This is a genomic window from Halosolutus gelatinilyticus, assembly GCF_023028105.1.
GTDB lineage: Archaea > Halobacteriota > Halobacteria > Halobacteriales > Natrialbaceae > Halosolutus > Halosolutus gelatinilyticus.
Map to the genome: position 1 here is coordinate 1 of NZ_CP095493.1, position 22,289 is coordinate 22,289.

The 22,289-nt window shown below is 65.3% G+C and carries 17 protein-coding genes; 8 read left to right on the top strand and 9 right to left on the bottom strand.

Going from position 1 to position 22,289, the window contains the following annotated elements:
* The first annotated feature begins 9 nt into the window (after positions 1-9).
* On the top strand, positions 10-540 hold the full coding sequence (locus tag MUH00_RS21485) for a hypothetical protein (protein WP_247004880.1): 531 nt from the start codon (positions 10-12) through the stop codon (positions 538-540).
* A 13-nt stretch (positions 541-553) separates the two neighbouring features.
* Here MUH00_RS21485 and MUH00_RS21490 read toward each other — a convergent pair whose 3' ends face one another.
* On the bottom strand, positions 554-1,507 hold the full coding sequence (locus tag MUH00_RS21490; RefSeq protein WP_247004881.1) for a polysaccharide deacetylase family protein: 954 nt from the start codon (positions 1,505-1,507) through the stop codon (positions 554-556).
* Between the two features lie 387 nt (positions 1,508-1,894).
* On the opposite strand from MUH00_RS21490, the gene MUH00_RS21495 reads away from it, so the two are divergent.
* Positions 1,895-3,487 (top strand): alkaline phosphatase family protein, encoded by a 1,593-nt coding sequence (locus tag MUH00_RS21495; RefSeq protein ID WP_247004883.1) that lies wholly within the window; start codon positions 1,895-1,897, stop codon positions 3,485-3,487.
* 167 nt (positions 3,488-3,654) lie between these two features.
* On the opposite strand, the gene MUH00_RS21500 is transcribed toward MUH00_RS21495, so the two are convergent.
* Positions 3,655-4,992: a hypothetical protein gene (locus MUH00_RS21500; RefSeq protein WP_247004884.1), complete on the bottom strand. Its 1,338-nt coding sequence runs from the start codon at positions 4,990-4,992 to the stop codon at positions 3,655-3,657.
* Between the two features lie 316 nt (positions 4,993-5,308).
* On the opposite strand from MUH00_RS21500, the gene MUH00_RS21505 reads away from it, so the two are divergent.
* From MUH00_RS21505 to MUH00_RS21515, 3 genes are all read left to right on the top strand, one after another.
* Positions 5,309-7,111: a hypothetical protein gene (locus tag MUH00_RS21505; protein ID WP_247004886.1), complete on the top strand. Its 1,803-nt coding sequence runs from the start codon at positions 5,309-5,311 to the stop codon at positions 7,109-7,111.
* 537 nt (positions 7,112-7,648) lie between these two features.
* A complete protein-coding gene (locus MUH00_RS21510) occupies positions 7,649-8,602 on the top strand; it encodes a hypothetical protein (protein WP_247004887.1) in 954 nt (317 codons plus the stop codon).
* A 455-nt stretch (positions 8,603-9,057) separates the two neighbouring features.
* Positions 9,058-10,854 (top strand): hypothetical protein, encoded by a 1,797-nt coding sequence (locus MUH00_RS21515; protein WP_247004889.1) that lies wholly within the window; start codon positions 9,058-9,060, stop codon positions 10,852-10,854.
* A 366-nt stretch (positions 10,855-11,220) separates the two neighbouring features.
* Here MUH00_RS21515 and MUH00_RS21520 read toward each other — a convergent pair whose 3' ends face one another.
* Entirely contained in the window at positions 11,221-11,817 is a 597-nt protein-coding gene (locus MUH00_RS21520; protein WP_247004891.1) for a DUF7344 domain-containing protein, read from the bottom strand.
* Positions 11,818-12,593: 776 nt separating this feature from the next.
* On the opposite strand from MUH00_RS21520, the gene MUH00_RS21525 reads away from it, so the two are divergent.
* A complete protein-coding gene (locus MUH00_RS21525) occupies positions 12,594-13,544 on the top strand; it encodes a transcription initiation factor IIB (protein ID WP_247004893.1) in 951 nt (316 codons plus the stop codon).
* Here the strand turns inward: MUH00_RS21525 and MUH00_RS21530 are convergent.
* Complete coding sequence (locus MUH00_RS21530; protein ID WP_247004894.1) at positions 13,537-13,713, bottom strand: hypothetical protein; 177 nt, start codon at positions 13,711-13,713, stop codon at positions 13,537-13,539. The genes MUH00_RS21525 and MUH00_RS21530 overlap by 8 nt on opposite strands.
* 139 nt (positions 13,714-13,852) lie before the next feature.
* Here MUH00_RS21530 and MUH00_RS21535 point away from each other — a divergent pair, with 139 nt between their 5' ends.
* Positions 13,853-15,835, top strand: coding sequence for a DEAD/DEAH box helicase (locus MUH00_RS21535; protein WP_247004895.1), 1,983 nt, complete (start codon positions 13,853-13,855; stop codon positions 15,833-15,835).
* 64 nt (positions 15,836-15,899) lie between these two features.
* On the opposite strand, the gene MUH00_RS21540 is transcribed toward MUH00_RS21535, so the two are convergent.
* From MUH00_RS21540 to MUH00_RS21550, 3 genes are all read right to left on the bottom strand, one after another.
* Positions 15,900-16,229: a hypothetical protein gene (locus MUH00_RS21540; RefSeq protein ID WP_247004897.1), complete on the bottom strand. Its 330-nt coding sequence runs from the start codon at positions 16,227-16,229 to the stop codon at positions 15,900-15,902.
* Between the two features lie 481 nt (positions 16,230-16,710).
* Positions 16,711-17,217 (bottom strand): DUF7970 domain-containing protein, encoded by a 507-nt coding sequence (locus tag MUH00_RS21545; protein WP_247004898.1) that lies wholly within the window; start codon positions 17,215-17,217, stop codon positions 16,711-16,713.
* A complete protein-coding gene (locus MUH00_RS21550; RefSeq protein ID WP_247004899.1) occupies positions 17,210-18,037 on the bottom strand; it encodes a ParA family protein in 828 nt (275 codons plus the stop codon). The genes MUH00_RS21545 and MUH00_RS21550 overlap by 8 nt, the downstream gene beginning before the upstream one ends.
* A 1,175-nt stretch (positions 18,038-19,212) precedes the next feature.
* Between MUH00_RS21550 and MUH00_RS21555 the strand changes: the two genes are divergently transcribed.
* A complete protein-coding gene (locus MUH00_RS21555) occupies positions 19,213-20,871 on the top strand; it encodes an ATP-binding protein (RefSeq protein WP_247004900.1) in 1,659 nt (552 codons plus the stop codon).
* Positions 20,872-21,188: 317 nt separating this feature from the next.
* Here the strand turns inward: MUH00_RS21555 and MUH00_RS21560 are convergent, their stop codons facing one another.
* Both MUH00_RS21560 and MUH00_RS21565 read right to left on the bottom strand, forming a co-directional pair.
* Positions 21,189-21,461, bottom strand: a complete 273-nt coding sequence (locus tag MUH00_RS21560) for a MarR family transcriptional regulator (protein ID WP_247004901.1) — start codon at positions 21,459-21,461, stop codon at positions 21,189-21,191.
* 506 nt (positions 21,462-21,967) lie between these two features.
* Complete coding sequence (locus MUH00_RS21565) at positions 21,968-22,177, bottom strand: DUF7563 family protein (RefSeq protein ID WP_247004902.1); 210 nt, start codon at positions 22,175-22,177, stop codon at positions 21,968-21,970.
* Positions 22,178-22,289: the final 112 nt, after the last annotated feature.

Genomic DNA, 22,289 nt, shown 5'->3' on the forward strand with positions numbered 1-22,289 from the left:
GTAGGGGACGTGACCGACCCGACCCTCGTCGTAGGCGTCCTTGACCCCCGTCAGGTCCCGCTGATAGCGGAGCGTGTGATCGACGCCGACGGCGATCCCCGCCCGATCGGCGGCCGCGAGCAGCTCGTCCGCCTCCGCGGTCGATCGGGCCAACGGCTTCTCGACGAAGACGTCGACCCCGGCGTCGGCGGCGCGTTCGACGGCCTCAGCGTGGAGGACGGGCGGCAGCGCCACGACCGCCGCATCGATAGACTCCGCATCCAAGAGTGCCTCGTAGTCCGCGTAGGTTCGGGGAACGCCGGCGCGTTCGGCCCGCTCGCGGTTCTCCGCCAGCGCGTCGGCGGCCGCGAGGACCTCGACGCCCGGCATCGCAAGGGCCGACTTCAGGTGAACCGTGCCGATGTTTCCGACACCGAGCACGCCGAGCGAGAGCGCGCTCGAATCGGTCCACCGGTCGAGAAGTCGTCGTGGCATCTGCCGGAGAACGGACCGGCGGCGTGCTTTGTTATCGTCGCCGTACAGAACGGGCCGCCGCTGTAGCCCGCCGTTCCTGTTACGGACCGTTACTGTCCGCTTTTCGGGGAGTGATCGGACGGGCGCCGTCGGCCACCGGTTCCGCGCCGACGCGGTGGGCCACGTCGGCCATCGTCTCGACGGTGAGATCGGTTTCGGCCCGGCGACGATCGAGGTACGAGAGGATCGTTCGCATCCGCCGATCGTCGCGCTCGTCCGTGAGGTTGTTCGGGTGGAGCCACATGTGGAAGATCCCGTCCGCGCGCGCGGCCTCGTCGATTCCGCGGCGGGCGACGGCGATCATCGGGTCCGCCCAGATCGACTCGGCGACCGTCCGCGCCCGCCCCTCGAAGCCGAAGAGGAACAGCGACGCCGGAACGTTCACCAGTCCGTACTCGTCGACGATCGGCTCGACCAGGAACGAGCGGTTGCGAACCGTCGAGTCGAAGATGGCCCCGGTGCCTTCGCGGAACGGCGTCCGGCCGCGGTAGGCGGCGATCCCCACCTCGGCGAGGACGTCCCGGTGACCGGTCTCGTTTCGCGGAAAGATGAACGACTCGATCGACTGTCCCCAGGCGGCGGCGAGGTCCTCACAGCGTTCGAGTTCGGCCACCGCGAGTTCGCGATCGGTGGTCGGGTCGTCGAACAGCACGTGAGAGAACGAGTGGCTGGCGAACTCGTGGTCGACGTCGGACTCGAGGAGCGCGGTCACGAGATCGGGGCCGAACCGCAGCTCCTCCCGATCGCGCCAGTCGGTTCGCTCCCGCTCGAACCAGCCCTCCGGTGCCGGGTGCGCCGGGTGTCTGCCGTCGCACGATTCGAGCATGAGGTGCCCGACGACGCCCCACGTCGCCGGAATCTCGAACTCGGCGAGTAATTCCAGCATGGCCGTCCACCCGCGGCGGCCGGACTCGACGCGCTCTCGCGGCAGGACGTCGAAGTCGTGGAATCCCCAGCCGAGTTCGGCGTCGAGCGAGAGCACGACGCTACCCACGGCACCCACCCCGGTCGGTAGCTCGCATACCCGTGTCAGATCGGAGACGGTCCTTTTGTTATTGTTCGCCTTTCGGGACCCACACGCGATCGTGACGATCGGCGACCGTCGACGCGAACCGCACTCCGAGGCCGACCCGCGATCGCGGAGTCCAGGCCGAACGGAGGCGTTCGCGAACGTGTCGGGGCCGGGTCACCGACGGGATCAGACCGGGTACGCCGGCGCGATCCGACGGCGGGGCGCTCGGGAGCGATCGGTGACAGTCCGCTGCCGTGTACCGCCACCCTAACGGATCGGCTCCCAACCTATTATCTCCATTACAAAGCGGCCGTCCCGCCACCTGCCCGACAGCGGGCGTTCTAGCGCCACGATACTCACTACGCAATCATGAGCGGATCCACAGGTTCGTCCGAGCGGGCGTTCGTCCTCGGACTCGACGGCGTGCCGTGGCGACTCGTCGAACAGTGGAGCGACGGCGGTGCGCTCCCGAACTTCGCTCGGCTCCGCGAGGAGGGGGCGTCCGGGCGGCTCGAGAGCACCCGGCCGCCGACGACCCCGCTCGCGTGGCCGTCGATCGCGACGGGCGTCTGGCCGGACAAACACGGCGTCTACGGGTTCCAGAACCTTTCAGCCGAGTACTCCCACGAGATGTACACGAGCGCCGACGTCCGGCAGCCGACCCTCTGGGAGCAGGTCGGCCCGGCCCACGTCGGGAACGTCCCGATGACCTATCCGCCGCGGGAGATCGACGGCACCATGGTGACCGGGATGATGACACCGTCGACCGACCGCGAGTTCACGCACCCGCCCGATCTCCGCGACGAGATCGCGTCCCGAATCCCGGAGTACGAGATCAGCCTCGACTACCCCGACTACGCCGATCGGCTCGACGAGTTCCGGGCGGCCGTCGACTCCGTGCTCGAAACGCGCCGCGAGGTCCTGCGGCTCCAGATGGAGCGGGCCGGCGACGACTGGCGGCTCTTTTTCTTCGTTTTCACCGCGCCCGATCGCTTCCAGCACCTCGTCTGGGAGGAAGACCTGCTGCTCGAACACTACACGCTGCTCGACGACCTCCTGGGCGAAGTGATGGCCTACGTCGACGAGCACGACGCCGACCTCTACGTCGTCTCCGATCACGGGTTCGGACCGATCCACCAGCTGGTTTACGTCAACCACGTGCTCGAGCGGGAAGGGTACCTGTTCAGAGCCGAAGACGAGGGAACGCGCGGCGCCCTCGCGAGCCTCGGCATCTCGCGCGATCGCATCACCGACGCGCTCGATCGCGTCGGCATCTCCGAGGAACTGCTCGTGTCGAAACTCCCGCGGAGCCTCGTCGACTCCGTCGCCCAACAGATCCCCGGCGAACACGCCCTCTACGACGTCGACTACGATCGGACGGTCGCGTTCGTTCACGACGCCGGGAACTGCTACGTCAACGACACCCGGCGGTTCGAAAACGGCGTCGTCGATCCGAGCGACGTCGACGAGGTCAAAGCCGAACTCGCCGAGGTCTTCGAGTCGGTCACCGACGCGGACGGGCGTCCGGTACTCGACGTCTTCGACGGCGACGAGCTGTTCCCGACCGACGACGACTCGCCGGACCTGATCGTCAACGGCATCGACGGCTACGACGTCCGAAACTCGGTTACGGATCACGTCTTCGGCGAGACGGGGACGACGACCGCGAGTCACCGCAGCGACGGGATCGTGCTCTGTCGCGGCCCGTCGATCGACGCCGGCGCGACCCTGCGCGGCGCGCGGGTCGTCGACGTCGCGCCGACGGTGCTGCACGCGATGGGCGAACCCGTCCCCAGGAACACCGACGGACGGGTGCTCTTCGACGCCTTCGCCGACGACGCGCGGCCCGCGCGGACCAAGGTCGAACGGATCGACGTCTCCCGGCGTGACCCCGAAGAAGCGATCGACGACGATTTCGATGGCGTCGAGGACCGGCTGAAGGGGCTCGGCTACATGGAGTGAGCCGGTTCGGCCGGACACGCGCTAGAATCGATCGCCCGGAGCGATCGATCGCGTCGGCGCCGTCGGAGCGTTACACTGGCCGAACTGTTTACACCGTTCACACAGTTTAAACCGTTTTCCGCCGGAGACGCCGGCCGGTGACGACGAATCGCGCGATCGGCGGCGAACTACCGGGCGGGTCGAACGCGCCGATACTTCGACTTCGCAGTCGCGTACGCGGGGTAGAGCGCGTTGTACACGCTCGCCGGCGCGTTGCGCGCGCTCGCTCGAAGCAGGCGATGGACCAGCGGCGACTCGGATTCGGAGACGAGTTCGTCGAGATCGGCGTCGACGAGCCACTCGAAAAAGGCCCGTTCTTCGGGCGAAGACGGCTCGGTCTCGCGGACGCGATCGCGGATGTCGTCCCACATGTACCGCTCGTCTTGGCCGAGAACCCACTCGCCGCGTTCGAGCGATCGCCGGAGATCGCGGTAGTCCGCGTCCGAAAACGGGTAGCCGTGGTCGGTCGGGTCGAGCCCCGCCAGACGGAGCCCGACGGCCGTTCGATAGCACTTCTCGCACTCGCCGCAGTTGCCCTCCATCCGGTCGTTGCAGGTCTGAAGCTGCAGGGCGGGCTCCTCGGCGCGAACGTACTCCGCGATCCGATCCAGCCGTTCCTGTCGGGTGCGGTCGTAGCCGTCGTGGTGACACCGCGTCCCGCTCCAGCGGACGGCGTCGTCGACGTCGGGGCGGGATCCCCACTCGAGGTCGATCCCCTCCCAGTGGGTGGCGGCGACGTACAGCTCCGACATCCCGCGCGCGTAGGCCATCGGGGCGCAGAGGCCGAGGAGGCCGAGCCCGTGGCCGACGGAGCTGTACCACGCCCCGTCGACGAACCGCTTGTAGTGGGCCAGCAGCATCGGGTGGTCGAGAAACGAGAGCATGTTGGACTCGACGAACGCCGTCTCCAGCCCGTGATCCGCGGCGAAGCTGGAGACGCGCGATCGAAGCTGGGCCCACTTCACGTCGTCGGCGGGGGCGGGCGTGATCGTCCACCCTCGAACGCTGATCAGGGTTGGCGACTCCTCGCGGTGGGTCACGTACGAGTACGTCGAGTCGACCCCGCCGGTGAAGAGGAGGCCGCTCTCCTCGCCCTTCTCCCCGTCCGTACCGGTATCGGAGTCGTCGCGGGGCTCGGGGTCGATCGTCCGGCGGGCGTACAGCTCGCCGCCCTCCATGAAGTCGTACATCGAGCACAGCGCATCCCGAACATCCGCTAGCGCGCGGGCGAACGTCGCGTCGACCTCGTCGACGTAGACGTCCGCTCCGTTCGCCCACGCGACGGGACAGACGTGCGCGAGAACGGGAACGGCGAGCACCCCTTCAGGCACCGACTCGATCGGGACGTCGTAGCTGACGCTGAACGGGTCGTCCGTGAAAAACCGCTGCAGATCGGCGGTGGTCCGGACGGTACACTCGAGGGTCGTTCCGTCGGCGGCGGGTCGATCGAGGACGATAGATGCCATGAGTAAGACGTGTTGTCGCTCGAGAGAGCACGACCGCGGACAAAAATCGACGCGTTCGTTGATCGATCGGGAACCGAGAAGGCCGCTCGTAGCGATCGACCGGGGAGCGATAGGATCGACGTACGGCCGCCGGGCATACGGCGAACGGTCGAATCCGATCAGCGACGGATACCGGCGAATTTCACCATCTCGACGACCGTCGCGGGCGATTCCGAGATCGAGCGTAGGAGCTCTATAACAAACCTCGCCATCGGTGACGCTCACCCGAAGACATGCGTGTCGACCGCCACTCGGCCAGCGCCGGGAGTGAGACGGAATGAGACGGCGGACGATGGACAGCACCTTCGCCGTCGGGTTCCTCGCCGTCGCGATCGCCGTCCTCGTCGCGCGAGCGAATCCGGCGACCGCGTACGAGCCGTCGATCTACGCGGCGACGCCGACGGCGACGTGGGTCGGCTTCGGCGTCGGTCTGGCGATCGCCGTCGCGACGGCGATCGCCTGTCGCGGCCGCGAGCGAACGATCGGCATCGCGCTCGGCGCGCTGACGGTCACGGCGATCGTGAGCCTCCCCGTGATCAGGAGCTACCGCTTCCTCGGGATGGGGGACGCCCTCACCCACCTCGGGTGGGTCCGCGACATCGTCGACGGCACCGTGTCGCCCCACGAACTGTTCTACCCGGGCGTCCACTCCCTCGCGACCGTCTTCCACGTCGTCGGCGGCGCCACGATCGAGCGCGGACTGCTGCTCAGCGCGATCGCCCTGTTCGTCCCGTTCCTGGTGTTCGTCCCGCTAGTCGTGCGCAGTGTAACCGGTAACGGCCTGGCGGTGGGCGTCGCCGCGATCCTCTCGTGGGCGGTGTTGCCGATCAACAACATCGCGACGCACATGGGCATCCACACGAACTCGAACGCTCTCTTTCTGACGCCGGTCGTCATCTTCGCGTTCGTCGCCTACCTGCGCCGCCGGGCGACGGTCGAACGACTCCCGATCGGGATCTCGCCGTTCAACGCGCTCATCTACCTGACCGCCGCCGCGCTCCTGTTGGTCCACCCCCAGCAGATGTTCAACATCATCGTCCTGCTCGGAGTGATCGCCGCCGTCCAGTTCCTCGCGCGCAAGCGCTACGACGACCATCCGATGGTGGCACAGCCGACGATGTACGCGCACACGATCGTCCTCGGATCGCTCTTCACGGTCTGGGTGGCGAGCGACGAGACGTTCAGAAGAGCCTTCGCAGGGCTCGTGTACGGGCTGATCAGCCAGAACGTCGGCGCCGGTGCGGAAGTCGATCAGCGGGAGTCGTCGCTCACGGAGATCGGCGCCAGCCTAAGCGAGCTGTTCGCCAAACTGTTCCTCGAGATGGCCCTGATCGGACTGATCGTCGGCCTGTTCGTGCTGTTGGTGTGGCTTGGCCGCACGAAGCTCGATCGGGAGCCGAAGTCGTTCGTCACCTACTTCGGCATCGCGCTGGTGCCGCTGGGAGGCGTCTTCGCGCTCTACTCCCTGGGGACGCCGACGATGGCGTTTCGACAGGTCGGATTCATCTACGTCGTCATCACGATTCTCGGAGGAATCGCCATCGCACGGGGGATCGGCGCGCTTTCGTCGGTGATCACGACGCCGGGCGCCAACGCGGTCGCCGCGGTGTTCCTCGGCGCCTGTCTCGTCCTCGGCCTGGTGACCGTCTACTCCTCGCCGCTCATCTACGACCCCAGCCAGCACGTGACCGAAGAGCAGTTCAGCGGCTACGAGACCGGACTCAATCGCGCCGCGGCGGAGCGGCCCCACGTCGGACTCGGCTACGATCCGTTCCGCTACGATCACGGGCTCAACGGGGTTGAACGCGACGGTGCGCTGAGCGGAGCGTCGACGGCCAGCGGAGAGGCCAACGCGACCGAGTTCAACGACGGCAACTACAGCGGCGCCTACCACGGACTCGACTACTACTTCATCGTGACTGAGTGGGACGAAACGCGCGAGATCGAGGTCTACGAGGAACTCCGCTACAGCGGCGGCGCGCTCCGGGAACTCGAAACCAGTCCGAGCGCCGACAAGGTGATCTCGAACGACGAGTTCCGGATGTACGACGTCGAGAGCGAACCGCCGACCGCCGAGTGACGACTCGGCCGTCGGACGGGCGCGGCCGATCGCGTCGCGGCTTCCGATCGACGATCGATCGGAAGCCGACCGCTATTATTTTTTGATCCGCGTGCACGTGCGCGAGTGTCGGGTCCCGCTGACCGGCGGATTCCGCCGATTCGACCGGCTTCGGCACTCGGCGGTGCGAACGGAACGGTCCGCGTCCCTGCGCCGGCGCGGCGGGCGTCGATGATGAAGCGAGCGCGACCCAAATGCCAGTCCGTAATCCGGCACTGCTTCGCTCCGCCGATCGTTTCGCGAACGAACGACTCCATCGGATACCGGCTCCGAAGAGGGCCAAAACCGACGAATTCGGTCGGTAGTGATCCATTACCTCGAGAAACGCGGGGTTTGTCGACTCAATTTCGCGGTATTCGTCGCTGAAGATAGTCGTAACTTCGAGAACGTTTTGGAATAGAATCTGACCGACTATGACTCGTTCAAAATACTATCTGTAAATTTAACCGATGATAGCAAGGAAAAGTTTATGAGTGTAAGCTCGGGTTACGGAATTGTATGGCGCAGAATCCCCGTACGTCCGAATCGGACACCGCTCCGACTACCGGTCGTAAGCCGCGATTAAGCCGCCGTAACTACGTTCGATCGCTCGCGACCGTCGCAGCCGCGACGGCAACCGCCGGCGTCGCCGGTACCACGGCAGCCGACGAGAAGTACGAGACGATCCCGGCCGAAAACCAGTCGATCACCGTCGGCGACGGCGAGACCTGGGAGAACAAGCTGATCGACATGACCACCGGGCAGGACATCACGATCAACGCCCAGGGGTCCGAGTGGACCATCCGGAACATCGGGTTCCAGGGCAAGAACGTCTCCGGAACCGGTTCGGCGACGTTCGGCGTCGCCGACACGGGGGGCACCAGCACGATCGAGAACGTCTACCTCGGCGACGGCTCCGACGATCGAAACGCGACCTCCCACGGGTACGGCCAGACCGCGGTCTGGGTCAACCCAATCCACAGCGGACACCTCGACATCAAGAACGTCAACATCCAGAGCTTCGCGGACAACGCGATCTACGCCTCCGCGCCCGGCCTCCCCGGGAAAGGCGGCGGCGGTACGGTTCACATCGATAGCAGTTTCGCCGCGAACTGTTACGTCTCGCACTACCGGCTCGGGTCCGAAGGCAGCAAAGTCACCAACTCGAACGTCCTCATCAACGACGACGGGTACGAAGGCCGCGGTATCTGGGCCTGGACCCCCGGCACGATCAAAGTCGAGGGCTGCCAGCTCGAGATGAACGGCCACCACACGGCGATCGACGCCGGCGCGAACGGCAACGCGACGTCCGTCGTCGTTAGCGAGACCGACTACGACAAGCAAGCCGGCATCGCCGAACACGCCGGCTCGGCCGTCAAACTCAAGGACGATGTCGGTACCGACCCCGAGGCGTCCATTCCCGACGGCGTTCCAACCTCGCCCGAAGAAGCGGCGAACGGCTCCGGCAAGTAACGACGATCGACTCCCTCCACCCGTTCCGATCGACAACCATCGCTGACGGCCCCTCCACTGATCGACGCCCGCCGGTCCCCCGCTGACGCAGGCCTTCCATCCCCGCTGACGCGCCTTCCACCTCCGCTGACGAACGCTCTCCCTCCGTCGACGAATACCGCCTTCACTGCCGCACCTTTTCTACTTCCGTTTCCGAGCCAAATCACGTCCCCGTCCCGGCACCGTCCCGATCGACCCTCTCGCAGATCGAATCCGCCGGTGTGGCGATTCGGCGGTCCTCGGCCGAAGTAATGCGCGACTACCGTCGCGATTTCAGGAACCACCACGCCCTGATTATTCCTCGGGAAATCGTTCATAGTTCACGTACTAAACGCTCCGGTTTGAGTTACATTCAGTTAATTTTATGGGTGTTACAGGGGAAAGTTTATATTGGTAGTCTCGGATTACCGGAGTATATGGCACGCGAACCTTCGGTCCCTGATGCGGAGCGGTCCGACGACGCCGACTCGGACGACGGTAATAGCGGATTACTCCACCGGCGTTCGTACATGAAACTCGCGGGCGCGACGACCACCGCGGCGGCGATCACGGGCGCTGCCGGCGGCGCGGGTGCGGCGGGGGGCGACTACGACGTCGTCGAGGCGAACGGGCAGATCGTTCGAGTAGGGCGCGGCGAAACGTACGAAAACAAACTGATCGATCTGACGACCGGGAACGATTTTCTGCTGCTGATCGAGGGGGGCGATTCGATCGTCCGGAACGTCGGCTTCGAGGGGCTCTACCGCGGGAGCCAGTTCATCATCTCGATCGCCGCTCCCGACGGCGACGTCCTCGTCGAGAACGTCTACCTCGGCGACGGGGCGACGAAAGAAGGGGAGAGTTTCGTCCACGGTCCCGGCGCGGTTTTCATGCACAAGCGCAGCAACGCGAACGTGACGTTCCGCCGCTGCAACGTCCAGGGCTACCCGAACAACGGATTCTACTGTTCGAACACCGCCACCGGGGGCAGCGTTCGGTTCGAACGCTGCTTCGGGAAGAACAACGGCGTCTCGACCTTCCGGTGTGCAAGCGGCGACGACGAGATCGTCGACTGCGTCGCCTACAACGACGGCACCGACTACGGTCACGGCTACGGCGGGTACATCGAAACGAACGGCCGGCCGGTCTGGATCTGGAACGGCGGCACCGTCTCGATCCGGAACTCCCACTTCGCCGATGGCCCGTACCCGTACGCGCTCGTCGCCGGCGCGAACGGCTCGCCCGGCCGCGCCTCGTTCGAGAGCGGCGGCTACTCCGGCGCGATCCAGCGCGCGAGTGGCTCCACAGTCTCCGTCGCCGACGCCGTCTCTCGAGAACCGGATCTCTCGATTCCCGACGGCGTTCCCCGATCGGCCGAGGAGGCGGCCGCCGGTGAGAACACCGACGCCGAAGACGAGTCGGCGAACGAGGAGTCGGACGATCCGGCGACCGTCATCCTGATCGACGGCGATTCCGCGGGCGTGACCCGATACGAGTTCGCCGTCGACGGCGACGTCGAGAAGGCCAACTACGAGGGCGCGACGATCGACGCCAAGGACACCGTCGAGGGCGGGGTCGTCCACGGTGCGGTCGCCGACTGGAAGGACACGTTCCGCGTTCACGGCGACCTCGAACGGGTGACCGTCGACGGACCGGGCACCGTGTACGTCGACGGCGAGGCCGTCGACCCGGCCGACTACGGCGCGGAACTGCCCCACGTCCTCGTCGTCGAGGGCCGCGGAACTCCCGCGAGCTTCGAACTCACCGTCGACGGAACGATCGAACTCGACTCGGATGCCGACCCTGAAGACGAGGGAACCACGATCTCCGGTTCGACCGTCCAGAGTTCGGTCGCCGACGACAGCCTGACGTTTCGGTTCTCCGGCGCGCTCACCGACGTCACGTTCACCGACGGCGAGGCCGACGTGTACCTCGACGGCGAGCGGATCGATCCCGCCGACTACGGCGACTACGAACTCCTTCCGCACGCGCTGGTCATCGACGGCACCGAGTCCGCCGACGGTACGAGTTACTCCTTCGAGATCGACGGCGCGGTGATCAAGTCCGAGCACCTGGACGCGTCGATCGACGAGAAAGACGTGATCGAAGGCCGCGCCGTCCGTGGCGTCGTCGGGAATTGGCTCGACGCCTACTGGTTCGAGGGGGACGTCGAGAACTTCACGCTGCTCGGCGACGCGACCGTCGACGTCCAGTACAACGTTCGCGACCGGTAATCGCCGCGAACGCGATCGATAGCGGCCGCCTTCGATCGGTCGAACCCGACGCCGCTCGCCGAGGATCGTTCGGTGATGACGCGCTGAACGGAATAGAGCGGCTCCCGGGCTGGAACAGCAAGCTGGCACGCGAACTGTTTCGGTACGTCGCCGGGAGCCAACCGTATCTACGACCCTCCGCGAGTAAACATTCCCCTTGCGAACTGCCGCCGGCGAATCGGGTGATCGATTCGGACTAAAACCGATCGATTTCTCGGCGGCGAGCGCGGCCCGATCGGAGCGAATTCCACGGGATCAAAACCGACCGATGACCGCGTCGAGAATAGCGGCGATCGCCCCTGATTCACCGACTGTTCGTCTCGGCACTCACTCGATGCGCGAGAGTTTGCCGTCGACCGTCCGTTCGTGCTTCCGGTTCGTCAGGACGTGCGCGATCGACAGCGAGAAGAACGCGACGACGACGACGCCGGCCAGGGCGACCGTCGGGATCGTCGACAGGACCGGCAGTCCGAGCACTGCGGCGCTGATGACGGCAGTCCCGACGACGCTAAGCAGCGCGTACCAGCGGTCCCACCGATCCTGTCGGTGATTATCCGTGTTCAGGTACATCATCAACAGATCGGCGTTGTCGGACAGGGAGATCAGGCCGCGATCCTGGTCGTACTCGACGATTCCGGCGTCATCCATCTTGGGGAGATGGGTCTGGTACAGCGCGACGTAGACCCGCTTTCGCTGGTCCGAGCTGAGGGCGTTGACCTCCGTGTCGTTCTCCCAGGCGGCGATCTGTTCCGCGAGTTCGCCGAGGGTTACGGTCTCGTCCGTCTCGAGAAGGTACTTCAAAACTTCCCGGCGGCGACGGTTCTTCAGGAGTTCGAAAATGACGTCCTTCGAGAGTCGCTCGTCCGCGTCCGAATCGGCAACCGAAGCGATTTCGTCCGGGAGTGACGTATCGATCGACGACATTCTCAGGACCCTCCGGACGCATCTCGTCCGATCCTGCCACCCCCCCACGCTCGATGGTGACCGAGAGCGGCGTCGGACTGTCGGATCGACAGCGACCGCTGTACTTCTGATAGGCTCGCAATCACGATTGACACACCAAGTTGTACACCAACAGTGACACTCTTAAGGACGGCCACGTTTCGCACCGGCTGCAAAGACCATACCCACTGACTTCGCCGCGGCGCTCGAGGTCGAACGGATTCCGCCGCTCGGCGTCGATACCCACCCGGTGCATCGGCTATCGGTATCGACCGATTGTGTGTCTGTATCGACGGCGTACGTATGGGACGGGCGCGGGAAGTCGGGCTTCTGCCACGGTCCGACGGGGAAATCGTCAACACGGCACTAGTGCAGAACGTTCGACTGGAGCGACATAAAAGCAGACGACGGTTCGTGCTCGAAAACTGGATTTACAGCGTGAACCGGTGATTTACGTCGTGACCTCGCCGGAACGATGGAAACGATTCTTGTCGCGTGTTCACGATACCCACTACCGGGCGAAGTGACTACTCGCGTTACTTCGGCCCGAACGCAACCGATGGGACACGGTTTCGGCACGATCGTCGAATCGCCCGACTGAGTCGGGTGCGACGGGAGTGTCGGTCATCTTTCTCTCTCCAACCGCACGAGAAGACGGCGTCGTCTGCCGATCGCGATGCGACCGCCGTAGTAAGTCGGGGTTTCCCGCGAAACCATGTGAACCCCTTACAGTGCCTGCACAGTTTTGTCCGGTACTGATGACGCGGTCTATCATCGATACCACCACCGAAAACAGCGAGGCGGAGTCCGGGCTATGCCCCGACTGTGAAACCGACACCATAATCCACGATCCGGACCGCGGCGAACGCGTCTGCGAGGAGTGCGGGCTCGTCCTCACCGAAGATCCGATCGATTACGGTCCGGAATGGCGAGCGTTCAACGCGCAGGAACACGACGAACTGTCCCGCGTCGGCGCTCCGCTCACGCAGTCGATGCACGACAGGGGGTTAACGACGACCATCGACTGGCGAAACCGCGATGCGAACGGCCACTCGATGTCCGCCGACAAACACGGACAGCTCCATCGCCTCCGCGTCTGGCAGGAACGAATCAGAACGAAAAACGCCGGCGAACGAAACCTGAAGTACGCGCTCTCCGAGATCGATCGGATGGTGAGCGCGCTCGGCGTCCCGAAGCCCGTCAAAGAAACCGCGAGCGTCATCTACCGACAGGCGCTCGAACAGGACCTCATCCGCGGCCGGTCGATCGAAGGCGTCGCGACCAGCGCACTGTACACGGCCTGTCGAAAAGAGGGGATACCGCGGAGCCTCGAGGAGGTAACCTCGGTTTCACGCGTCGACCAGCGCGAGATCGGCCGGACGTATCGGTACATCGCCGACGAACTCGATATCAATCTGGAACCGACCAACCCCAGGCAGTTCGTCCCCCGGTTCTGTTCCGAACTCGACGTCGGGAAGGACGTCGAGACGAAAGCGATCGAGATCATCGACGAGACGACCGACGAGGGGCTCCACTCGGGGAAATCGCCGACCGGATTCGCCGCCGCGGCGATCTACGCTGCCGGCTTGCTCTGCGACGAGACCATTCCGCAACGCGCCGTCGCCGACACCGCCCAGACGACCGTCGTCACCGTCAGAAATCGGTACCGAGAACAGCTCGAAGCGATCGATCAGACGCCGACTACATGATCGATCGTTCGTCCTCGGTGTAGAGTTCTTCGCTGGCCAGCGCCTGGAGGTTGGCGTAGGGCACGAACGCAATGAACTGATCGTCCTCGGTGTACAGTTCGATCCCCTCGTCGACGTGTTCGTATCGCTCGCAGGCGATCTGTCCTTCCGGGAGAATTGCGCGGTACATGGGACAGTCGACTGTACGGCACCCGCCCGGATATAGTATCGGGCGGCCGGGCGCCGGTTCGATAAGCCTACCCGGTCGCGCGCGTCGGTCGAACGCCGCGAGCGTAATCGGTTTACCCGCACCGCCGCTAGGCCGGACAGTGACCGACGAACGCTCCTCGTCAGCCGGCGGCGACGATCGAATCGACTCCGCGACGCGATCGACGACCGGAGAACGTGACTCCGTTTCCGACAGTCCGCCCGGCGACCGCCGAAGCGATCGCGCCGCGACGGACGACGCGGATGCGACCGACGACCGCCGCGGCGCCGACGAGGAGTTCACCCTCGCGGACTTCCACGACGCCTCCCAGTCCGCCGGCCGTCCCGTCCTCACCGCCGCGGCGGTCTCGCGCGCCCTCGACGTCACCCACGAGACGGCCAGCGAGGAACTCGAGCGGCTCGCGGCTCGGGGGGACCTCCAGCGGCTGTCGGTCGCGACCGACCCCGTGGTCTGGTACCCCAGCGAGCTCGAGGATCTGACCGATCGCGAGCGCGTCGTCGTGTTTCCGAAGCGTCGAGAGATCGTCGTCGATCGGCCCGGCCAGTTCACCCGCGCGCAACTCTCGCAGTTCGCCCACCTCGCGGACGCGAACGGCGATCGCGGCTACCGATACGTCGTCAGGCCCGAGGACGTCTGGCAGGCGCCCCACGACGAGTTCGACGCCCTCCGGCGAACGATGCGGCAGGCCCTCGGCCGGCGATCGACCGACCTAGAGGCGTGGGTCGAGAGCCAGTGGGACCGCGCCCACCAGTTCCGACTCGCGACCCACGAGGACGGCTACACCGTCCTCGAAGCGACCAGCCCCGAGATCATGGGGAACGTCGCCCGCCAGAAGCTCGACGAGGAACACGTCCACGCGCCCATCTCCGACACCGAAGACTGGGTTCGCGAGGGGGCGGAAGCGGCGATCAAGCGCATCCTCTACGAGGCGGGGTACCCGGTCCAGGACCACCGGGACCTCGAGTCGGGCGAAGCCCTCCCGATAGAGCTCCGCGTTCGACTCCGCGACTACCAGCGGGCGTGGGTCGATCGCTTCGCCGAGGCCGGCGAAGGGGTCTTCGTCGGCCCGCCGGGCAGCGGCAAGACCGTCGCCGCGCTGGGGGCGATGGCCCGCGTCGAAGGCGAGACGCTCGTGCTCGTCCCGAGTCGCGATCTCGCCCGACAGTGGGCCGACGCCGTCGTCGAGTACACCACGCTCGAACCCGCCCAAGTGGGCCAGTACCACGGCGGGCAAAAGAACGTGCGGCCGGTGACGATCGCAACCTACCAGATCGCGGGGATGGATCGCCACCGATCACTGTTCGACGATCGCGAGTGGGGGCTCGTGATCTTCGACGAGTGCCAGCACGTTCCCAGCGACGTTTACCGGCGCAGCACCCACCTCCAGTCGCGCCACCGCCTCGGGCTCTCGGCGTCCCCCATTCGGGAGGACGATCGCCAGACCGAGATCTTCACCCTCGTCGGCCCGCCGATCGGGACCGACTGGCAGGCGCTGTTCGAGGCCGGCTTCGTCGCCCAGCCCGAACTCGAGATCCGGTACGTGCCGTGGGACGACGACGAAGCGGGGAACGCCTACGCGTCGGCCGACGGCCGGGAGAAGTACCGGATCGCCGCACAGAACCGAGGAAAGATCGACGAGGTTCGGTACCTGCTCGCCGCTCACCCCGACTCGCAGGCGCTCGTCTTCGTCGACTACCTCGACCAGGGCCGGGAACTCGCCGCGGCGCTCGACGTACCCTTCCTCAGCGGCGAGACCCCGCACCGCGAGCGGCAACGGCTCCTCGATGAATTCCGCCGGAACGAACGCGACCTGCTCGTCGTCTCCCGCGTCGGCGACGAGGGGATCGACCTGCCGACGGCCGACCTGGCGATCGTCGTCTCCGGGCTCGGTGGCTCCCGCCGCCAGGGCACCCAGCGCGCCGGCCGCACGATGCGGCCAGCCGGGGGCGCGCTCGTCTACGTCCTCGCGACCCGCGGCACGCGGGAAGAGGACTTCGCGCGGCGACAGCTCCAGCACCTCGGCCGGAAGGGACTGACCGTGCGCGAGGAGACCGTCGACCGCGGCGGCGAGGGGACGGACTGAAACGAGTTCGTACCGATCGCACGACGACCGCACGATCGGGGTGAGCGATGAGATTCGGCGGGGACTAGCCCACCTCCGCTTCCAGCGGGGCCGCCTCCGGTTCGATCGATTCGACGTCGTCGACGGCGACGACGCCGACGCCGCGTTCGAGTTCGCGTCTCACGAGCGCCGTATCGCCGTTCGCCTCTGGATCCGCAAGGTCGATTTCGACGCGGAGATCGACCGTGGTATCGTTCAATCCGGGCGCGATTTTCCGAACGCGCGCCGACTTGAGTCGGTCGACCGCGTCGATCCGTTCGATAACTCTCGTCGCGCCGTCCGCGAGGTCGCCGGCCGCGCCCAGCGGGACGCGCACGGTGACCGTCGCGACAGCGGCGGTGATGTGGCTGTTCATGACGTCCCCCGTCGAGATTCGAACTCGACGCTCGGACTCGCAGCGTCCGCGTGTTGCCTGGTACACCACGGAGGACGCCGCGCGATCCGCGTCGGCCGGCGCCGTCGAACACTACCGGCAGGGTCACCCGAACGAACCCCAAAAACAGTGTCGCCGTCCGGCCGAGCGCGGCGTCACGCGGCGCGGACGGGCGTGAACCCGACCGTTTCCGATTCGCCGGCGCGAGTGCGAATCGGAATCTGCCCGCGACCACCGTACTCGAGTCCGTTGTGAGCGGCGGACTCGATCGCATCCATCCCCGATAGAACGAGGGACGGATAGCGAGGTGCGGTGGTCGGAAGCATCGGTCGGAACCCTACAGTAAGCATTCAGCGGGACCAATATAATTGTTGTTCCGGTGTGACATGAAGTGACAATGTCCGTGCCGCCCGGTACTCGGATCGGCCGATCGCGGCCGTCACACCGACGACTCGCGGCCGCGTTACTCCTCGCGGGCCGCGAGGATCTCCTCGATCAGCCCGTCGGTATCGGCGGCCGCGAGTCTGAACGCCGCATCGTAGAACTCCCGCCCGGTGAGATCCCGGACGTCGTGTCGGGTCCGCAGCTGTGCGTCTACCAACGCGCGCGCGTCTTCGAGGCCGTCGAGCGTGTCGGGGCGTACGTACACCGTCTTCTTGGTCGTCTCGTCGAACGCGAACGCGGTCGGATCGGTCCGACCGTCCTGTTCGGTCGTCGGCTCCGCCGGTTCGGCCGTCGGTTCGGTGTCGCCATTCTCGGTCGCCGCGCCCGTCGCCGACGATTCCTCGACGGCGCCGTCCCTCGAAGTCGATCCGGACGCGGCGTCCGAATCGGCCGTCGGGGCGGCGTCAGCCGACACATTCGAATCCGCACCCGCGGTCGGGTCGGGGTCCGACCCCGAGTCGCCGCCTTCGTCGCCGTCCTCGTCGACCGCCTCGCTCAGCCCCGCGAACCGGTTCTCGTCAGGCACCGTCGACACCTCCGCGTTCGACGATCGCCGCCAGTGCGTCCAGCCGAACGAGCATGTCGCTTTCCGGATCGTACTCCGCGAGCGGGACTCCCTCGCGCCACGCGCGACGGAAGGCGATGCGTTCGCGAAGCCCCGGCCCCGGAGAGTCGGGATCGTCGAAGTGCGACGATCGGCCGAACGCCGGCAGATACTCGCCGAACTGGGATTCCTCCAGGTCGCCGATGATCCGCTTCTCCTCGTTGTCCCCCGACAGCGAGTTCGGGACGATCGCCAGGATGTCGAGGTCGATCTCCTTGCGGATCGGGCCGATCTGCTGGGTGTACATCCGTTCGAAGCCGCTGACGCTGGGTTCGCTCATCCGCAGCGGGACGATGACGTTCTGGGTCGAGATGAGCGACGCGTCGGCGAGCGGCCCCAGGTTCGGCGGCGAGTCGACGACGACGTAGTCGTAGGCCTCGCCCAGCACTGGATCGACGATCTCGTTTCTGATCCAGAGTTCGCCGAAGGTCGCGCTCCGGATGCTGTTTTCGACGCTATCCAGATCCTCGTGGGCCGGCAGCACGTCGAACGCCCCCGCCGATCGGACGACGTCACCGAGCGTGACGTCCGAGCCGTCCTCGAGGACGTCGCCGATGTGCAGGTCGCTCGTGTAGGCGTCGTGCAATCCGACGCCCTCCGTGGCGTTGCCCTGCTGATCGAGGTCGATCAGCAACACGTCGTTCGATCGGTTGGCGAGCCGTTCCGCGAGGTTGATCGCGATGGTCGTCTTGCCGACGCCGCCCTTCTGGAGGGCGACGCTGACGGCGCGTGGTGTCGTCACGTGGGTTCACCTCCGTCGTCGCGTCGACGGTCGAGGCGGTGCGGACGTCCATCGCCGCGGACACCGCGAGGACTTCGTTCGAAGTGTACACGGTGTAGACCGTTCGCACCGTGTGGAGCGTGTAGACGGCGAGCAACTCTCGAATCGTACCACGTCGAACCACACCGGCGCAGCGGAAGCTGCTGCGGCGAACGTGTAAACCGCTCGCACGTCTGAGACGGTTCGAACTGTGCACACAGTCTACGCGGTGTCGACAGTTCGGACCTCCTGAAACGTCTGGGCGGTCGAAACGCACTGCACCGTCCGATCGATGCGGCCCGTTCGGACGCCCCGTGACGTTTCGACGGTTCGCGATGTTTACACTGTGTGCACATTCTTCGACCCTCGCCCGTCGTTCGACCGGACGCGACGACTGACACGAACACTATCCCCGTGTCACGACTTAACAGTAGCGGAAACAGTCTACACGGCGTGGATTGTTTCGACTGTTGGCACAGTTCGAACAGTGTAGATAGTTTAGACCGTGTGGAAATCCAGTCAGATTCGTCCCGCAGTCGGCGAATTGGGCGTCTCCGGTCGAAAGTTGGGTGATCGAGGCAGTTTGAGCGGTGTAGACGGCTGAAACAGTGTAAAATGTGTAAACTGTGTAAACAGTGCTAACGGTCTCGGCTGTTTCGATCGTCCGGGTCCGACGCTCGCCGTCTCACCGGCCGCGCTAAACGGTGCTAACTGTGTAGACCGTTCGAGCGTCTTACACAGTCTGAGCAGTTCAAAAAGTGTAGACATCGATCGGGAGGACCGATCGGAACGCAGCTGCGACAGCGTCCGCAAACGACGAGTTGTACACGGTGTAAACAGTGTATAAAGTTCAAACCGTCCACACCGTCTTCTACATCGCCAGGCCGTGACGATTCCCGTGAAACGGACCATCGTCGATTACCATCGACCCTCATCTGGCAATTCGATCAGCCCGGTGACACGGTTGACACGGTCTACAAAGTTGATACGTTCTACACCGTGTAGACGGTCCTAAATGCGAGTACGCGATTCGGTCATGGCGACCCTCCTCTTCGGCGAAAGATCGGCGCGCTCGATCGGAGGCCAATATTCAAGGTCACGGGTTCGAAGTGTATGGATAGCATGAACGCGTCGGGCCAACCCGGGGTGGGACGTCGGTGAGCGACCAGCGGGAGATCCTCGTCGGAGAGACCGACGACGGATCGGAGCTGTGGCTTCCCGTCGTCGAACTCCTGACCGGACGGGGATTCGTCACCGGAAAATCGGGCTCCGGAAAGTCGAACACCGCGTCGGTCATCGCCGAAGAGCTCCTCGAAGCGGGATTCCCGCTGTTGATCGTTGACACGGACGGCGAGTACTACGGGCTCAAAGAGGAGTACGAGATGCTCCACGCCGGCGCCGACGAGGAGTGTGACATCCAGATCGGGCCGGAACACGCCGAACAGATGGCCGCGCTCGCGCTCGAGGAGAACGTCCCGGTCATCCTCGACGTCTCCGGCTACCTCGACGAGGACGTCGCCGACGAACTGATCCGGGAGATCGCGCGACAGCTATTCGTCAAGGAGAAGAAACTCAAGAAACCGTTCCTCCTCGTCGTCGAGGAGGTCCACGAGTACATCCCCGAGGGCGGCGGCGTCGGCGAGACCGGAAACCTCCTGATCAAGATCGGGAAGCGAGGCCGAAAACACGGCCTCGGGATCTTGGGGATCAGCCAGCGGCCGGCCGACGTCAAGAAGGACTTCATCACGCAGGCGAACTGGCTCGTCTGGCATCGCTTGACCTGGGACAACGACACGAAGGTCGTCGGTCGAATCATCGACACCGAGTACGCCGAACGCGTCTCCGATCTGAACGACGGTCAAGCGTTCGTGCAAACCGACTGGACCGAGGTAAACGTCCGAAGGGTGCAGTTCCGCCGAAAGCGGACCTTCGACGCCGGCGCGACACCCGGACTCGACGACTTCGAACGACCCGAGCTCAAGTCCGTCTCGGACGCCCTCGTCGGCGACCTGCAGAAGATCTCGGAGCGAAAGGACCGGGAGGAAAACCGGATCGTCGAGCTCGAGAACGAACTCGAGAAGAAGGAAAAACGGATCGAGACGCTCGAGGACGAACTCGAATCCGCGCGGGACATCTCGAATGCGGCGAAGCAGATGGCCGACGCCCTGACCCGTCCCGAGACGATTCAGACCCAGCTTCCCGACGCCGACGAGAATCTGCGACGGCTCCACGACGAACTGGCCGAACTCGAGGCCGAGCGCGCGGACCTCGAAACCGAACGCGAGAAACTCGAATCGCAACTCGCCGATCGAGGCGAACGAATCGACGACCTGGAAGCCGAGGTCGATCGACTGCGCGCGACGAACGAACGGTTACGCGATCGACTCGAGGCCGAAAAGACGGCGCAGGGATCGAACGAGGCCGACGACGCCATCGTCCAGCCGACGGCCGACGGAGTCGAGATGGGATACACGCCCGACGACGGGGCGACCGATGTGGACATCCTCGTGGCGAATCACGACGACCGCGACGACGGCACGTTCGGACTCGCGTGGCTCGACGAACGGATCGGGCGGGCCTGCGAGAACTCGCAGTGTTCGCCGCCGACCGCGAAGACGGTCGTGAGCGCCCTGGCCCGCGGCGGGCCGCTCGAAACGGAAGCCGTCGCGGCGGAGGTGGACCGATCGACGGTCGCCGTCCAGAGTCTCCTCTCGGAACTCCGCACCGAATCCGTGCTCGAACGGCCGGCCGAACGAACGTACGCGCTGAGCGATCGCGCGCGATCGGAGCTCCGGGCGGCGGTCGCGAACGACTGATTCGTCCGGTTCCGTCGAGATCACTAGAAGGGTGGCGATGTCGCGTCAAATGGCGACGATCTCGGTCGGAGTCACCCGCTTTCGAACGGACAGGACGGCGTGCGATCGCGGGAGCCGCGTCGCGGTTTCGTACCGCACGTTTCCGTCGTCGACCGACCGCAACCGCGGCCGGGTAACGGCGCCTGCGGCGCCGCGATGGACGGGAACCCGCTTCGGATCGTCGAGACGAGTTCGATGGCGGAGTACCCGTCATACGGCGCGAAGCCGATCGGCCCTCCCGGCGATCGAATACGCGACGGCGCCCGCTGCCCGCTCGATCAGTCGTCGATCCAGTACTTCGACTGTCGCGCGTCATCGAGGCTGACGCGGCTGTCGACGAGGCCCCGGCCCTCGAGTTTTCCGAGGGCGTAGCGGACCGTTCGGGAACACAGCCTCGATTCCGCGGCGATCTCCTCCTGCGTCAACGATCCCTCGTACTCGAGAACCTTGTAGACGAGTTTCGAACTCGGCGGAAGTTCCTCGATCAACGCGTCGCGATCGGCGCCGTCCGCGTCGGACGCTCGCTCAAGTTCGGAGTCGGACGTGCTCATCGGTTCCCTCCGACCCCCGGACTCGGGTTCGATCGTCGACGCTTCGGAGGGCGCGCCTCCGGCGCTCGGGTGGCGGACTGCCGCGACCGCGTCCCGTCGCCGGACGTGACTGTGATTCGGCGTGCGCTGGGGTGCATTCTGTACGCACCACTGAGGCCGCTTCAACATATATACGATTACCAACGTTCAGAAACATAGGGAGACGTTAACGGCGTTCAGCGTCGGAATCTCCGGGGCGACGAACCCGCCGGTCGCGGATCGATTCGGAGTAGGACCCGCAAAACCTGAGTCGAAAGGGAGGGTGCAGCGGTCGCGGCGATCGAAGCGCTCGGAGTCGACGAGCGGGCCGAGACGGGAGCCGTCGATCGTTCGGACGGAACCGACGGAAAAGCGAGGTGGCGCCGAAGAGCGATCAGCGAGGACCGGCGACGGAAGGGGCAGGAACCGAGCCTGTACGCCGTTTGCGTTCCGCGCCCACCGATCGCGGAACGCTCCGAACGCGAGGGCTATCGACGTTCCTTCGGGATGAAATCGGACGTCTTCATCTCGCGGTACGTCGAGCACTCTGGACACGCGTGGACCACGTCCCGGTTATCGCCGAAAACCCGGGCGAACTGGCGGGTAACCTGGTGACCGCAGCTGACACAGCGAGGGGAGCCCGTTTGCTGACCTGACGTCATCGGCGTCCACTTGGCGTCGGATGGTTCAGTCGACATCACCAATCCGTATCCACAGAACGGTATTTACTATGGACCCCATAATTCGCAGGCGATCGATTAGTGCGACGTTTCGGACGTGAGTTACAGTTTCGGGAGACTATCCCGAATG